This is a genomic window from Bradyrhizobium sp. CCGUVB23, from assembly GCF_024199885.1.
Lineage (GTDB): Bacteria > Pseudomonadota > Alphaproteobacteria > Rhizobiales > Xanthobacteraceae > Bradyrhizobium.
This window is the reverse complement of record NZ_JANADQ010000001.1, coordinates 4,874,394-4,889,881: the sequence shown is the minus strand read 5'-3', so window position 1 is coordinate 4,889,881 and position 15,488 is coordinate 4,874,394. Positions and strand designations below refer to the sequence as shown.

The window sequence follows — 15,488 nt, the reverse complement described above, 5'->3', positions numbered from 1 at the left end:
TTTTCAGCCCGAAATCCACCGGTTTTGCCGCTATCGATCAGGCGGGGTCTGCTTATCTAACCGGCAGAGAAAGCGGCAAAACCGACCCTGAGTATTCCCTTAACCGTTGTTCCTACTGGGATATTTCGCGATAAGGGAAGCGGCAAATATGGGCGCCCCAACGACGGAACCCTCCTGCCGGAGAAACGGCTCACTATGCCCGCCGTAAACCCGCGAGTGCGATTTTACGTTTTCACGGCGGGGATGGAATAAGGAAAGGAAAACCCATCTTCCTTTCCTTACGCGAACCGTAAGGAAAGGATCGCATTCAGCAAGGTGCTGCTGAACTGTGATTATACGATTTTACGTTTCAGCCCGCCGGGTATTTACATCTCAGTGCACCGGCATGGTCCAGCGCATAACTGCTCCCCCTACGCGCCGCCCTCTATCTCATAGCTCACGACGTTGGGTCGCTGAGGTTCAAGTGATAGCGCGTATGCCGGAGTTCGCCCGTTCTGCTCAGCGCGCCTTTGGCGACGAGATCCTGAAGGTCACGGGTTGTCGTCGCGCGGGGCGCCTTTGTGATCGTAATATAATTCTCCGCGCTCAAGCCGCCCTTGAAACCATCGATGCCCTCTTTGAACATGCGGGCAATGACCTTCTCTTGGCGGACGTTGAATTGTCCGCGCAGGCGCTCATAAAACTTCGTCTTCGCGATGTAGAAATCCACCCGCTTGTTGGTGTTCTCCTGCGCTTCGAGGATTGTGCTGCCGAAGTAAAGCAGCCAATCGGTGATCTCCATGCGCTTATTGTTGCGTTCGAGGGCCTCGTAGTAGGCCTTCCGCTTGCGTTCGATCGTGTAGGCCAACGCAATGAGGGTCGGCTGCCCTAGATTTTGCGCGAGTGATTTTTCCGCCAACGCGCGCGCGATTCGGCCATTCCCATCTTCGAAGGGATGGACGCTGACGAAATAGAGGTGCGCAAGGGCAGAGCGCGTGATTGCCGGCAACGGGTGCGTACCGTCCGGCCCGGAGCCGTTAAACCACTTTATAAACGCGCCCATCTCCGCCGCCATGCGATCAGAGGGCGGCGCCTCAAAGTGAACCTTACGCCGGCCGATAGCCCCGGAGACCACCTGCATAGGTTCGGGATGAGTACGGTACGCCCCGATCGTCTTGATGGTCCGATCCCCGCTCAACAACATGCCATGCCACCCGAACATAGTCTCGTCGGTCAGGGACCCAGAGAAGTTGAGATACAGGTCGACCATCATTTGCGCGATGCCCCGTTCGGCGGGAGGCGCGCCGGCCTGTTCATCACCAAGGCCGAACTGGTGCCGCAACGATGACTGGACACTGTCGCGGTTTAGGATTTCGCCCTCGATTTCCGAGGTCTTCAGGGCCTCCTCGCTGATGAGTTCGATCCGCAGGTTCTCCTGGTCGTCCGGGCGGACATGCTTGAACGCGCCGATGAACTCTCCCGAGCGGAGGAGGAATTCAGCCTCCAGCGGCTCAAGGGCGGCCGCGTCATAGGTAAATTGGGGCCAAGTGGTCTCTTCCCAGTTCCAGGGCATGAGTTATAGGGCTCCTTTCTATAACTCACTGTGGGACTTCAAATGAGCTATAGCAAGCCAACCTATAGCTCATTCAGGAACCTGTGAGGCAACTCAGCACCCCTTGACCAAAATCATCACTCACTTTATGAGTATTATCCAGAAAGTGAGTGACAAAATGACAAAGCCTCTCAATGAATCTTTCGGCAGATTGCTGATCGAACTTCGCCAAAAAGCTGGAATTTCCAGCCAGGGCGAGTTCGCGACCCTCGTCAAAAGCAGCCAGCAAACGGTGAGCCGCTGGGAGGCTGGGCTCTCGCGACCACGTGACGGCCAGATGCCGCTGATCGCCGCCGTGCTCAAGGCCGAGGTGGCCGACCTCCTCGAAGCCGCCGGCTTCATCCGGAAGACCGCTGTTGTGAGCTTTGACCAGCCGTTTCCGGTCGATGGCCTCACCCCGGACAGTTTCGAACGCTTCTGCCGCCATTTCCTGCAAGCCATGTACCCTGAGGCCCGCGTCGAACATGCCGGCAGCCAGGGACACACCCAGGACGGGCTTGATGTCACCGCCACCTTCCCCAACGGCACGACATTCAGCTTCCAGTGCAAACGGGTCGGGGAGTTCGGGCCGCAAAAAGTTCACGCGGCCGTCGCCAAGCATACCGTCGCCGCCGCGAAGAAGGTTTTACTACTGACCAAGGTCGCAAGCCCACAAGCCCGCACCGCCATCAAGGACCACCCGGACTGGGAAATCTGGGACCGGGAGGACATCTCCTACAAAATCCGCCAGCTTCCCATCGCCGACCAGGTCAGGCTGGTCGACATCTTTTTCCGTGGACAGCGCTTTGCCCTCCTCGGTGTTAATGAAGCAGGCCCATGGGAGACCAGTGAGGAATTCTTCGCCGCCTTCAACAATGCCGAGGGCGTGTTCAACCATGTTTGGCATCTCGTCGGTCGCAAGGGCGATCTCGAGGCTATGGATCAAGCCTTGGGCGATCCGAGCGTTGCGGCGACCCTGCTGATCGGGACCGGCGGTTCGGGAAAATCACGCATCCTCAAACAATCGGTCGAGGCTTTCGAGGCAAGCCATAAGGGTGTCGCAGTTCGCTACCTATCGCGAAACGCCGAACTCACAAAGAGAAGCCTTGAAGATTTGGGCGGCAAGGAGAAGCTGCTCGTCGTCGACGACGCTCACGACCAAAGTGATCTTCAGATCCTCTTCCAGTACGCTGCCGACCCTTCCAACAAGGCCAGGCTCGTCCTTTCTCTACGCCCCTACGGTCTGGACCACATCAAGGCCCAAGCCAGCACTTTCTCCCTGATCGGCCCTCCGCTTCGCGAAATCGCGCTTGAGCGGCTGACCCTTGCCGAAAGCGAACAGCTCGCGACCCAGGTTCTCAAAAAGCACGGCGGGCCGCTCTCCGCTGCGAAAGATATCGCCCGCCTTACGCGCGATTGTCCGCTGGCCACCGTGGTCGGCGCCCAAGTCGTCACCAAGGAAAAGCGGCAGTTCAGCCTCGCCCAGCAAGAGGAGACCTTTCGAAAACTGCTGTTCTCGCGCTTCCAGAGCGTCATTGCCGGACAGATAGGCAACAAGAGCGAAGCCGAAACGATCAAGAAGGTCCTTCGGGTACTCGCGCTATTGCAGCCGGTCCATCCCGAGGATGAGGCCCTGCTTCACGTCATCGAGCAAGTCGAGAGCATTAAGCCGCACGACGCCAGCCGCATCATGCGCTTGCTGACCGAGGCCGGCGTTCTGTTCAAGCGTGGCGCGCAATTCAGGCTCTCACCGGACGTTCTGGCCGACTATATCGTTGAAGAGCATTGTGTCGGCCCTCTCGGCGGCTCCTCGGGTTATGCCGAGGCCGTATTCGACGCTGCCAACGAAAAGCAGATGGAGCATCTTCTCGTCAACCTCAGCAGGCTCGATTGGCGGCGTTCGAATGGCGATCCGAGCAACAGCAAGCTGATCGATGGTGTTTGGAGCAAACTCAAGCCCGAACAAGAGTACCAAGATCCACATATCAAGGCCGTCGCCGCTGTCGCCTACTATCAACCTGCTAAATCCATCGAGTTTGCGGAGCGGTTAATCCACGAAGGGAAGTTCATCAATCAACTTCCCGAAATTCTACGCAACGCAGCTTTCAACTTCGCCCATGTCGGTCGCGCCTGTGAAGCTCTGTGGGAACTCGGCAAACGTGATGGCCGCCCCCTTGAGCAGCATCCACAGCACCCGATCCGAATCTTGGCGGAGCTGTGCGAAGTTCAGCCGAACAAGCCGCTTGTTTACAATGAGGCCATCGTCGATTTCGGCCTCGCGCTCATTGAGCGGCCAGATGCCTGGCAATCCCCCTACACTCCGCTGGATATCCTCACCCCGATTTTTGAAACCGAAGGCCACATCACGGAATCGAACAATTTTTCGCTGACCTTCAAGCCTCATTTTGTGAATGTCGAGGCAATCAAGTTGCTTCGCAACAAGGTGTTGCATGCGGTGATCGACCTTCTGTTCGATCCGCAAGTTCGTGTGGGCGTTCTGGCGGCGACCGCGCTGTCGAAAGCCTTCCGATACCCCATGGGCATGTTTAACAGCTCGGCATCCCCGGAGACCCGCGACAAATGGACCGGCGTTTTTGTTGAAGGGTTGCAAGCTATTGAAGCCGCCCTCAAGGCCCGGGCCGCGGATGATCTCGTTTTGCTATCGGTTTGGAAGTCTATCTCGTGGCATATCCAGTACGGGAAGGGCGACGCATCTGATGCCGCACGACGAATTCAGGCTCTCCTGCCAGATACACTCGAATTTCGCGCCCTGACGGTGCTCATCGATGGTCACGGCATCGAGTTTCGGCGCTTTGATCCGATCAAGCATCAGGAGAAGTGGGCAGCCCATATCGCGAAGCTGGCCCGGGATATCTCAAGCACCTATCCTGAGGCCGAGGCTCGTCGAGTATTCATTGCCGACCTTCTCGCGCACATCATGAAAAACTATAAGCGCGGGACAGCCACGCCATATGCTCTCTCTGAAACGCTGATACGTACGTCCGTCGACTTTTGCAGAGCAACGCTCGACGATGCGTTGATCCATCCCGGGTCCGAGACAGCCCGGTTTGTACCCGGCGCGCTGGCAGCCCTTTGGGATCACAACCAAGACCAAGCAAGAAATGCGATCCCCGAACTGCTCGCCACCGGACACGAACAACTCCGCGTCTCGGTTGCACAATCCTATCTGCGAATCCTCAGCAGCGGACTCTACAACGACGCGGACATTGCGATCCTGCGCACATTGCTTGCCGCCCCGGAAGTCGCGGTGGCGAAAAATGCGATAATGACCCTGACCAGCCTGCCCGAAGAGAAGGCCGGCCTCGTCATAGAGCTGGCGCATACAGCCAACATTGGCGACTCCGACCACCTCGCCGATGACCTGCTGACCGTTTTCACGTTCCATCAGTTGTTCAAGTACCTGACGGAAAAGGACGTGGAAGCCTTCCTGGACAAGCTGATGGCTGTCCCCGAGCTGGAAGGCCATTGGGTAGAGGAATTCCTAGCGCAGGCCTCACAGGCATTTCCTAGAGAGACCATGACTTTCTTCATGCGCCGCGTCGATCGCGCCGGTGAAAGGGAGGATTGGAAATACCGCCCGATCAATCACGGGCCTTATGGCCATGTCCCGCTGCGGTTTCGCAATTCCGATATATATCCGGAACTGCTCAGGACCGTGGCCGAGTGGATGCGAGCGGGCAAAGCCAAGCCGTTCCTGTTCGGCTATCGGGCCAAGGAGCTGTTCGAGACCTGCTTTGGGCCGTTCGATGGCGAGGCGGTCAAGTTCCTCGAAGAGTGGATCGCGACGTCTGACGAACAGGATCTGCGCCTCATTGCCGGCATTCTTGGGGAAGCGCACCACAGCTTTGTATTCACGCATCGCTCATTCGTTGAGCGTTACCTTGAGAAGGCCAAGCAAGTCAGTCCGGATGTCTTAAAGGAGGCCATCGGCGCGCTTATGAGTTCGGCCGTCAGCGGAGTGCGTTCAGGAACGGCGGGCGAGCCGATGCCTCGTGATGTCTCCATGAAGGAGAAGAGCGAGGCGATCTTGAAATCGCTGTCGAGATTCTCGCCAGCTTACAAGCTCTATGACGGGGTGCGAAAACACGCTGAAGACGGCCTTGCGGACTCACGGCGAGTCAAGGAATCCTTTGAGGATGACTGATTCGCGGCGGAGGAATGCTGTGGTGGACGTGATCTGGACCCCGAAGACGATGCCGAGCGAACGGCACATCGTTGTTCGTGTCCACCGAGCTGGGCAGCCGCCAACGGACAAGGGCTACTTCTTCGTAAGCGACGAAACCGATTGGGGAGGAAGCGGCCCCTTCGACATGCGCCTGGATGAGGTGATCGAACGCGCCACGCGCGCCGCACGGGAAAAGGGGCTGACGCGCGTGGTGGTGACTCCCTAGCAAGGTAACGCACAGCGATAGGGAAACCGTTGGCGACAATTCGGAAAGAGATATTCTCAAAGGCATTCACGACTGCCCCGCAGGCGGTTTCTCCAGCCATCGCTTCCCTTTGCCAAGAAATCAGTCCCGATCACCGGCCGATGATGGTGCCGGTCCGTCCCGAGCCGGATGCAATCGTTGGCGAGTGCTTCCCCAACGTTCAGGCGAAAATCGTTCGTGACGGCGGCACGATCGCCTACGGATGGTTGATTTGGGAATGGCCTCGGGTCTTCATCGAAGCAGAACATCATGCTGTTTGGGACGCGGGCGGCACATTCGTCGATATCACTCCGCACGTCCACAATGAGCCAGCCGTGCTCTTTCTTCCCGATCCTCAACGGGCCTACGATTACAAGGGCCAGAAGCGCCTCATCAATGTGAAGCGGAGCCTGGGACAGTTCAAAAGCGTGGACGCCTGGATTGCCGCGAGCGACACCATGCAACAAGCAATGGAAGACAATTCCGTTGGCAACGAAATCCGAATGAGCCGCGATTTGCTCAAACGACTTTGGGAAAACGCGCGAATGGCGCAAGCTCAGGTGCTGGTCGATCTCGCCGCCAGCACCAAGGTCAACGATCCCTGCTTTTGCTCCAGCGGCAAGAAATTCAAGAAGTGCTGCGCGCGGTTGATAGACCTGAATGCCCGATGATCGTCTCCCGGAGAAAGTCAGCCGACCTTTCCTGGCCCTCTTGAAGACTTTAAAAATCCGGAGCAGTGACCGTTCGGCTGGATCGTCGCAAAATCGCAAATGCGCTTTTTGCGGCTAACGATAGCCGCGCTTGAGCCATGACAAGGTCGGCTTCTCCACGGGTACAGTAGGCTTCGACCAACCAATGCCAGTAGATCGGCTTGCCGGGCTCCATGTAGTTGATCCCAGGGGACGTTTCTCGGACGGTAAAGCGACGCATCTCAATCGACGTGCTGATTGATCGCGCGTGCGCGCAGGTGATCAGACTGGCTCAGGTTCGCGTAATCGTTCCGCGAGCCTGCGTGCAGCTTCCAATAACGCTGGCAGATTCTCTTGCGTGATGCTCCAGACGAGTTCGGGATCAACGTCGCGGTATTCATGACGCAGGAAATTTCCGAGGGTTTCGATCTTGCGCCAGGCAATATCCGGCGCGGCTTCTTTCAGTTCGGCAGGCAGGGTCTTGGTGGCTTCCGAGATGATGAGCAATCCGTGCTCCACGGCCCGCTGCAGCACCCAGGAATCCTCAAAGTCCATTCTCAATACTCCATCAAGCGCGCGATTGATGGCCTCGACTTCACCGATGATGTGCAAGAGACGGATAAGGGGCGTTTTGCTGGGAGCCATCAGAAAACGCGGATGGCCTCGCGTTCAACATCATCCCGGATCAACTTTGAGAGACCCGTCCGGGTGCCATAATCGACATTGACGGGCAGTGCCGCTTTCAGAACGTCGTAGGCGCCTATGAAGGCGTCGAGGTCCAGCTCTGTGCCGGGGGCCCGATCAATAAACACGTCGACGTCGGAGTCGGGGCCTGCTTCATTTCTAGCGTACGAGCCGAACAAATACAATCCGTCCACGCCAAAGGCCCGCAGTTGCGGTTCTACAGCCTTCAGGCGCGAAATGACTTCTGTCGTCTGCATGCGCGTACAATACCACAGCTACATGGACGACGGCAAAAGGGTCCGCTGACATGCTCCATCATTGCGGTCGCGGCGCGGGCTTGTTCGACACACATCGCCGTAAAATCGCAAATGCGATTAACCGCCGGCGAGGCCGTCCCCGTAGTCAATAGGAGAGACCCGGACGCGCTCGCGGAGTGCCCTCACGGCTTACTCAAATTCCTCGACGCGATGACCGTCGACAAAATGAAAGGGCTGCTTACCAGGCTCAAGGAGAAAACCGGTCACGACTGGGTCTGGCCGGCCGGCCCCGCGCCAGACTGAGCGGCTGGCACGGCTCGCACATGCTGCACCGTCAATGCCTCATGCGCTCTCCCGTCTTCCCAGCTCATCGTGAGCCAGCTGGTCGAGGTCGGGTAAGAAATGACGATCCTTCCTGGCCGATACTTTGCCCCCCGTAAGAAGGGATATTTGTCGACATCGAGCGGTTCGAGCAACAACACGAAGCCTAGGCCCAGGATATTCAGCGCCAACGCTTCGATATCCTCTTGTGCGTTTGTGAGGGGCTGTAATTGGAAGCGTGGGTGATTCGACATCCGGTCGCCTGCGTTCATGGTGCAATAGAGGCCGGCACCCTCCGGCCAGTGGCGCGGGTCATCGAGCATGTCCAGTATCGCGGAGTCCCGCGAGAACGCGCCGGAAAGCGGCGTCCGCCCCCTTGCGAGATTCTTCGACACCGCAGCGGCCTTGGCGGTCTTTAGAAGCCAGCGCTCAACGTCATGCCCCGAAACTAGCGCGTGCCTCATCCCCCCATCGTGTTCGAGATACGATTTTAGCGACGCAAAGAAATAGTGCGCTGCGTCGTCGAGCGGATGCAGCGCGCTATTGTGCTTGGTGCATAAGCAGTTCGTACGCAGGCTTTGGGGCGCCAGGATCTTCTCTTCGTCGGGCGCAAGCCAGGGCAGGCCCCCTATCGAGAATTCGCCGTCTCCCATCAGAACCCTTATTACCGACTCTGAGATGATGTGTTCGCCCGAGATGGGGGCAACGCAGGATCCCAACTCCTTCATGTAGCACTTGGCCACACTCGACGACGGTGGTAGCGACTTCAGCCCGAGAGTGGCGGCGGGCTTGTGCCACTCCTTGCCATTGAAACAACAAAGGCGCGCGGCTTTCTTCGAGCCACAGGGACAGGGGCTGTTTAGAACCGCCTCTCGTTTTCGCCTCGCCTCACCCATCGGCCAGCCCCTGCATTATTCGAAGCCTAGCGATAGCCCCTCTTGAGCTTCTTCGTCCAGTTCGAGGCCATAGCAATGTCAGCAGCGCCCCGACTCCGATAGGTTTCGATGCGAACCGTGCCGGCACGGCCAATGCGTCCCCATTCCCTGACCAGCGAGCATTCGCCGAACAGGGTCGGCTGAACGTCCAGCTTGTAATACCGTGCCATATTGCGATTGCGGCGATTGTCGATCCGAGTGAGCATGATGGCGGTCATGCGGTTTCCTCCTCTTCTTGTTTTCTTACTGGTCCTGAAGTGTCAGCGGTCGACCCGATGCCGAGCAGACGTTTCGCGTCGTTCCGTAGTTCACCTTCTGGCGACACGAAGCGGTAGAGCGTCTGGCGCGTGATGCCGAGCTCACCGCAGAGCTGGTCCACCTTCGTGTCGCGATTTGCCATGCCGACCTGCGCCAACCGCACCTTCGCCGGGGTCATCTTGAACTTACGGCCCCCTCTCCGGCCGCGAGCCCGTGCTGACGCCAGCCCTGCGCGTGTGCGTTCGGAAATCAGCTCGCGCTCAAATTCAGCTAATGCGGCGAAGATTCCAAAAACGAGCTTGCCGCCGGCCGTCGTGGTGTCGATCGACGAACCGTGACCGGTCAGCACTTTGAAGCCAACGCCGCGCTCGACCAGGTCGTGGACGGTATTAACGAGATGACGGAGATCTCGGCCAAGACGATCAAGCTTCCAGACGACGAGGATGTCACCCTCCCGCACCGCCTTCATGCAGGCTGCAAGACCAGGACGATCATCGCGGCGGCCCGAGGCCAGGTCCTCGTAAAGGTGATTGGCTTTGATGCCGGCAGCGAGCAAGGCATCCCTCTGCAAGTCCAATGTTTGAGAGCCATCCGCTTTGGACACCCTCATGTAGCCGAGTTGCATCTTCCTCCTGTCACTCAAACGTTCGGTTACGTGACAGTCCCGGCGAAAGACCCCAGCATACGAAAATTCGTCACGTATCCCGTATTACAGACTAAGGCTCGCAAACGGATGCCGACAAGTCATTGAGTGACGTTCCTGATCAGTTGTGTTGCAGAGTTGCGTTCATGGGTGCCCTTTCGGCCTCCAGATATCCGTTTCGCTGGAATGACCCGGATGCTAGGTTTTGCTCAGAGACAATATCTTGGTAGCCATGCAGCTTGTCAGCCCTGAAGAATGGGATCTAGCGGCCCTTGTCGATGAAAGGCGCCGAGCAGGGCTTCTCAATCCGCCATCACCGCGCGAGCTGATCGAAGCAGTGGTCAAAGATGCCGAGCACTCTGCCGGCCAAGGCAAGGTATATCTAACGTGGGAGCCGGCAATCGATCAGGAGGCGCCGACCGATATCGCGCGCCTCTGGGCGCGAATACCCATCGCTGAGATCACTTTCGACCAACTGTTTAACGGTCGCAGTGGCTACCGCGCTCAATACTACCTCTCACCCAGGCAAGGCCTGATTTTCAATCGCGCTATCGTCGACAGCCTGATCCCAGCGGTTAAGCAGGCATACGCCGTCGCTCCCCTCGCCGTACCGTTGGCGGTGGTAGATCAATCAATTCGTGAGGCGCACTCAAAGATCTGGATTTTCAAAGACCAGGAGGCGTTCGACGAGGCCCCGGAAAATGTTCTGAATCCACCGCGCTGGGTCGACAACCTGGCTACCCGTGGCCGGCGTATCCCGCTTCCAGCTCATTTCTCGATCGACCTAAAAGGAACGTTCATCAATCCGAAGACCGGGAGGCCGTGGGTGCACGAATATAAACTCGACCGCGCCCAAGACCTCCACGCGAAAGGGTTTACCTGAGCCCCGGTACCGATCGCCCCCTCCCCTGGTTTGAGTGGCATGGGCCCCGAAACGGATGTGCAAGTATGACAGGCCCGAAATTCCGCTTGCAACGTCACAAGCCATAGATACCATTTGCACAATTTTTGGTTGTTCATTGCGGCGTCTCTCTGACGTGACGAGACGCTTCCAACGGTTACGCACAGACGCATGACGAAGCATGGCAACTCGCCAAATTTCAAGATGAAGCGCTGGCTCGCCAATCCATCGAGGCGATTCGATTTACGGGGTCCGCCAATGAAAGAAGAAGCAGCACCGGCCGCTTCCGAGTCGATTGTTGACAGCCTGCTCCGACAAACCAGCGCTTTCCTGAGGATCATCGTCACGATCGTCGTCGTGGTTTATGCCTACGCGAACCGCGAAAGGCTGTTCGACTGGCTTTCGACGATCACGCACGGTGAAGCATTTGGCGTCAAGTTTGACCGGGAGGCCGCAGAAAAGAAGTTCGCCGATCTAAAGGGCAGCGCTCCGCTGCTTCAAGGAAACGGTGAATTCTTGGAAGGTGCCCTGGCGCGTGCGGCAAGGGTTGGCGGCGCCGTTTCAGGCGCTCGGGTGTTATGGCTGGACACCAACCTGCCCAACAACGTTGTCGAACGGCAGGCGTTGGCGGCAATGAACGTCAGCGTCCAGCGGGCCCTGTCGCCCGACGATGCGCTTAAGCTTGCACGGCAGGCGGCGCTCGATGATGAGCCCTACGACCTGATCATCAGCAATGTCAGCTCTCAGTCGGGCTCGGGCCCACTGCAGAAATGTCCGGTCGTGTATACGGGGATTCCGCGAGGCACCTCCTGGTCCGGCTCGCCGGCCGAATTTAGCACGGCACAGAACCGATCCCCGCCGATGGGTTTCGCTTTTGCCGAGGCACTCGCGTCCGACAAGGACACGGCACCTGTCTACATGTCGCCTGAGCGTCCCCGGCTGATTTTCTACACGGCATCCAACGGCGGAATTGTATCGATGGTTTGCGCTCGCCTTATCACAAACTACGCAGATATCCTTCTGCAAGGGGTTGTCAGCGCCCTCGAAGAAGCCCGCTGGAAGAAGCTCCCGCCGCTACCACGGCCTCAACCAACTCCGGCGCCGGCCCCTGTCGCGGTGGAGTTCGTGAAGTCCCCCGAAAGGTGACATTGCGGCCGTGTCGCAGGCGACCTGGTGTCCGCGCGGTATGCGGCCGCAACCGCAATCGATCATGCCAGGCTGCCGTAGTTCCTCTCGCAACGCCGCATTGTTCTGATATTTGCCAAAAATGATGAACCTGTTTGATGCTATCGGCATCCGCACCGTTCTGCGGGACCACCATGCCTTCTACGTATACGTCCTGTGCCGGCCATGTGGTCAGCCATTCTATGTGGGCAAGGGCGTCAATTTTCGCTGTCTGCAACACGAAGCCGACGCGCGAACAACGAAGGCTTTGACGCATAAGCTGAACGTCATCCGAAGCCTTCATCGCGAAGGCCAGGCGGTCGCTTATCGCATCGACAGCTCCTATCCAGATGAAGCGGGGGCGCTGGCACGCGAACGCGCATTGATCGCCGAGATCGGGCGACACGACCTAAAGCTTGGCCCTCTCACTAATCAAACTGACGGCGGCGAAGGGACGTCAAACCCTTCCGAAGCGAGTCGCCAGCGCCGCCGGGATTCGCTGTGGGGCGAAGCCGAAGACCCTGAACGTCAAACCATCAATCGATGGTTTCAGAAACTGACGCCGGTCAAGTCGGTCCCCATCAAACCCGCTGCGACGTTTACGCGGGCGGCGGGCCTTTGGAAAAATGATGACACGATTGCCATGAAACCGCGCCAGGCCGGCGCCATCATCGCCTCCGCATTGGCGAACGGTGTCTTGCTTGAACCCGATTGCCTGTTGCCGCGCCGGCTTGAAGTCGAAGGCATAGAATACATCATCGAGAACGGGGTTGGCCGTGACATGGTATCAAACGGGATGATCGAGGTGCACGACGCCACAGCGACGCGGGAAATGCTCAGGCTGACAGGCCCAGGATACGCATTCGTCGTGGAGACCTTCGGTGCGGAAACCCTGATCGATGCGGGCCTCGTCGTGCCATAGTTCGCATACATGCAACAGGAATGGGGGCTAAACCAATGGATTACTTTCAGGGCGTGGTGCTTGAATATCTACGGGCTGACCGCGCATGTTTCGTCAACCCGGAATTCTGGCTGCGAGGCAACGAAACCAGCCCGCACGAGAAGCCGCACTGGTACGTCGACGTACTCGCCGTGAACATGCGGGAGAAAGCCGTCTATCTCTGCGAAGTCACTTACGCCAAGCAACCGCGCGCCTTGTTGCAGCGGCTCAACAGTTGGCACACCCATTGGTCCATCATCAACAAGACGCTCAGGGAGGACAGCAGCATCTCTCCGGACTGGCCGGTCGTTCCCTGGGTATTCGCGCCTGAGGCGGGACTGAAGATCATCACGCCGGAATTGAAGCGGCTTTTTCCAACGGCGAGAACCACCGGTCTGGAGTCCGTTCTGCCCTGGCTTTACTGCACCTACGATCGAAAGCCCGAAGCCGAGACCGAGGACAAGACTGCAAGGCCAGCCCCGCAGCTCATATGACCGCGCATTTCACCGGCAAGTGGCCCTCAAGAAAGGTCGGCAGACGACCGCGCCGCCAACGATTGTTTGCCGTTGACGGCGCGGTCGCAGCAATAGCCAGTTAGCTTCGCCAGGTTCTCACAACCGGGCTGCCCCATGCCGGTGAGGCCGGTACATATTTTTGGCGACTGATGTACCCCTGATGGGCAAAATGCTTGAGCATCATCGCGACGCGCGTGGCTGCACTGTATGGACGGCCGGCCCCCTTGCCGCCCGGGGCGTACCTCCGCACCAGGTACCGCCAGCTGAGGGGAAACCGGCCGCGAAATCTGGCGACAAATTCCTCGGTCGTGAAGCGTCTATTGAATGACGCGGCAACCAGGAAGACCCGACGGGAAATGCGACCGATCGTCAATTGAGACATAGCCTACTCCTTCGGCAAAACCGTTGATTGGCGAGTGCGAAGGGGTGGATGCCGGTCCCCAATGCCTCCCGATCGCAGAAAGTCCGCGATCGGGCTGGGGACCTCGTAAGGTTGGCCGGGAAGTCGCCGCTTTGCAGCACCTTCGCCGACTCGGCGGCCCACTCATAAAAGCGGCCTGAACCAGCACCAGCTGCCGTTATATAGGGTCCTCAGGCTGCCGCAATTCACGACATGGAGAGCACCAGCCTCGGAATTCCGGCCGACTTTGCACTTTCCAGAGCCGCGCCAAGCAGGGACGACGCCCATCATCGCTTGATTGCAACGTCCGACGGCAAACCGCGTTTGATTCGAGCGCAAGACGCCATACGTACTGGTAACGCTGCGGTCGCAAGAGGTTCTGAACGATGGGTGCAGTCAGCTTTCGGGGAGACGTTGTCGATCGCCGGATCGAGCATGGCGCGCGGATTTCCGTTGATGACTATGTGCAGTACGTAAAGCTGGACCACCGGCTGAGCCCGAAGGGCGAGGAGCTGGAGGAGACGGCCCGAGATCTCGGCATGACGCGAGCCGGACTCATCGAGCCGCGCAAATGGGCGCAACAGGTAACCAGGACGAGCAAGGAGAGATTGGCTCGGGAAATGACGCTCCTCTACACGTTGAATGCGCATAGAGACCGCATTCTGGGAGCTCAATATCTGACCAAAGCCGCCGCCGCAGACGTCGCCAGCGTCGTTCCCGGCGACCTCCTCGACCTCGATGAGATTTACGGGGGCCTCATGGTCCAGGGAGTCTACGTCCTTGTATCCGATCAGACTCTCGCGCGTGGGCTGAGGAAATATCGGCCGGAAGCCCTCCTAGGCGGCCTCATTGCCGAGCGAGCGGCGGCGCGCGCCTAGGCGGCTATGCGCCGCCGGTCCACATGATCAAGTTGACCGAAACGCAAAGCATCACACCCTAAAAGTGGGTGCATCCGAGCGAGGACCGCTAACTCTGGTTCGTCACCGGCTACCGCACAAAGACGTTATTTATGCTGCACACCGGGTTTTCTGGCGCCTAGAGCAAAAAATATTTCCGCAAAAATCTACCGAATCCAGCCGGTCAGAGATCTCCGTCCAGCTAAATAATCGGAACGGTCGGTGATCGTCTCCCTCGATTTGAGGCCCAAATCGCTCCGACCAAAGGAGTTCAACGTTGCATACGTTAGCTTATGGTCTGGTGACCCTGGGTTACCTGATCCTTTTCATCCTTAGCCTGGGTTCTTAATTCCAGGTCGCGGGGCAGCTTCGGCTGCCCTGCCCTAGCTTCCGCTGCGGCGTATCTCATCGAGCCGCTGCTGAATCCTGCCTGACACACCCTGCGTCATGGCAAGAAAGAGCTTCAGTTCGTCCGGCGAGAAGGAAGTATCGCGGATCGACTGGATGTCGGTGACAAGGCTACCCTTGAGCGGCCGCACCGAGATCGTTGACGCGTCGGTGTGGGCATATTCCTGTTTTCTCAGCTTGAGCAAATGCTCATGAAAGGCAGCCTGCTCATCGTCGTATTGCAACAGTCTCTCCGGAAAATTGATGCCCTTTCCCCGTCCTCCGGCAAATGGGCGGGCATAGGCGACAATCATCGTGGTCGTGAAAGCAATCTGCTGAATCTGCACGCTCCCCCGACGCAGAAACGACAGGGAGTGCCAACCCTTCTTGAGGATATACTGGGCGCAAGAGTTGGCTATGGTCAGGTCGCCGTGTGAGGCGTGCAATTTCTCATAAGTAACGCGATCTCGCGGCAAAAGAATCAGGTCTTCAATCATC

15 protein-coding genes are annotated in these 15,488 nt (G+C 58.2%); 8 read left to right on the top strand and 7 right to left on the bottom strand.

Annotated features, from left to right (window positions below; all coding sequences use genetic code 11):
* Nucleotides 1-436: 436 nt before the first annotated feature.
* Complete coding sequence (locus tag NLN62_RS22615; protein WP_254110253.1) at nt 437-1,552, bottom strand: Fic family protein; 1,116 nt, start codon at nt 1,550-1,552, stop codon at nt 437-439.
* Between the two features lie 103 nt (nt 1,553-1,655).
* On the opposite strand from NLN62_RS22615, the gene NLN62_RS22610 reads away from it, so the two are divergent.
* From NLN62_RS22610 to NLN62_RS22600, 3 genes are read left to right on the top strand one after another with little or no spacing between them, the layout of a single operon-like run.
* Entirely contained in the window at nt 1,656-5,735 is a 4,080-nt protein-coding gene (locus NLN62_RS22610) for a helix-turn-helix domain-containing protein (protein ID WP_254110252.1), read from the top strand.
* 19 nt (nt 5,736-5,754) lie between these two features.
* Nucleotides 5,755-5,982, top strand: coding sequence for a hypothetical protein (locus tag NLN62_RS22605; protein ID WP_254110251.1), 228 nt, complete (start codon nt 5,755-5,757; stop codon nt 5,980-5,982).
* 29 nt (nt 5,983-6,011) lie between these two features.
* Nucleotides 6,012-6,671 (top strand): SEC-C metal-binding domain-containing protein, encoded by a 660-nt coding sequence (locus NLN62_RS22600; RefSeq protein WP_254110250.1) that lies wholly within the window; start codon nt 6,012-6,014, stop codon nt 6,669-6,671.
* Between the two features lie 300 nt (nt 6,672-6,971).
* On the opposite strand, the gene NLN62_RS22595 is transcribed toward NLN62_RS22600, so the two are convergent.
* The 5 genes from NLN62_RS22595 to NLN62_RS22575 form a co-directional block, all read right to left on the bottom strand.
* The gene (locus tag NLN62_RS22595; protein ID WP_254110249.1) at nt 6,972-7,334 is read right to left on the bottom strand and encodes a DUF86 domain-containing protein; all 363 of its coding nucleotides are present in this window, start codon (nt 7,332-7,334) and stop codon (nt 6,972-6,974) included.
* Nucleotides 7,334-7,630: a nucleotidyltransferase family protein gene (locus NLN62_RS22590; protein WP_254110248.1), complete on the bottom strand. Its 297-nt coding sequence runs from the start codon at nt 7,628-7,630 to the stop codon at nt 7,334-7,336. Before NLN62_RS22590 ends, NLN62_RS22595 begins: the two co-directional genes overlap by 1 nt.
* Nucleotides 7,631-7,893: 263 nt before the next feature.
* Nucleotides 7,894-8,847, bottom strand: a complete 954-nt coding sequence (locus NLN62_RS22585) for a hypothetical protein (RefSeq protein WP_254110247.1) — start codon at nt 8,845-8,847, stop codon at nt 7,894-7,896.
* A 26-nt stretch (nt 8,848-8,873) separates the two neighbouring features.
* Nucleotides 8,874-9,104, bottom strand: a complete 231-nt coding sequence (locus tag NLN62_RS22580) for a WGR domain-containing protein (protein ID WP_254110246.1) — start codon at nt 9,102-9,104, stop codon at nt 8,874-8,876.
* Nucleotides 9,101-9,769 (bottom strand): recombinase family protein, encoded by a 669-nt coding sequence (locus NLN62_RS22575; protein WP_254110245.1) that lies wholly within the window; start codon nt 9,767-9,769, stop codon nt 9,101-9,103. The genes NLN62_RS22580 and NLN62_RS22575 overlap by 4 nt, the downstream gene beginning before the upstream one ends.
* 223 nt (nt 9,770-9,992) lie before the next feature.
* On the opposite strand from NLN62_RS22575, the gene NLN62_RS22570 reads away from it, so the two are divergent.
* The 5 genes from NLN62_RS22570 to NLN62_RS22550 all read left to right on the top strand — a co-directional run bounded on the left by NLN62_RS22570 (nt 9,993) and on the right by NLN62_RS22550 (nt 14,585).
* A complete protein-coding gene (locus NLN62_RS22570) occupies nt 9,993-10,670 on the top strand; it encodes a hypothetical protein (protein ID WP_254110244.1) in 678 nt (225 codons plus the stop codon).
* Nucleotides 10,671-10,859: 189 nt separating this feature from the next.
* Nucleotides 10,860-11,834: a response regulator receiver protein gene (locus tag NLN62_RS22565; RefSeq protein ID WP_254110243.1), complete on the top strand. Its 975-nt coding sequence runs from the start codon at nt 10,860-10,862 to the stop codon at nt 11,832-11,834.
* Between the two features lie 121 nt (nt 11,835-11,955).
* Nucleotides 11,956-12,774, top strand: a complete 819-nt coding sequence (locus NLN62_RS22560; protein ID WP_254110242.1) for a GIY-YIG nuclease family protein — start codon at nt 11,956-11,958, stop codon at nt 12,772-12,774.
* Nucleotides 12,775-12,809: 35 nt separating this feature from the next.
* Complete coding sequence (locus NLN62_RS22555) at nt 12,810-13,286, top strand: hypothetical protein (protein ID WP_254110241.1); 477 nt, start codon at nt 12,810-12,812, stop codon at nt 13,284-13,286.
* Nucleotides 13,287-14,093: 807 nt separating this feature from the next.
* Nucleotides 14,094-14,585 carry a hypothetical protein gene (locus NLN62_RS22550; RefSeq protein WP_254110240.1) on the top strand — a complete coding sequence of 164 codons (492 nt, stop codon included), beginning with the start codon at nt 14,094-14,096 and terminating at the stop codon, nt 14,583-14,585.
* Nucleotides 14,586-14,986: 401 nt separating this feature from the next.
* On the opposite strand, the gene NLN62_RS22545 is transcribed toward NLN62_RS22550, so the two are convergent.
* Nucleotides 14,987-15,487, bottom strand: a complete 501-nt coding sequence (locus NLN62_RS22545) for a hypothetical protein (RefSeq protein WP_254110239.1) — start codon at nt 15,485-15,487, stop codon at nt 14,987-14,989.
* Between the last annotated feature and the right edge of the window lies 1 nt (nt 15,488).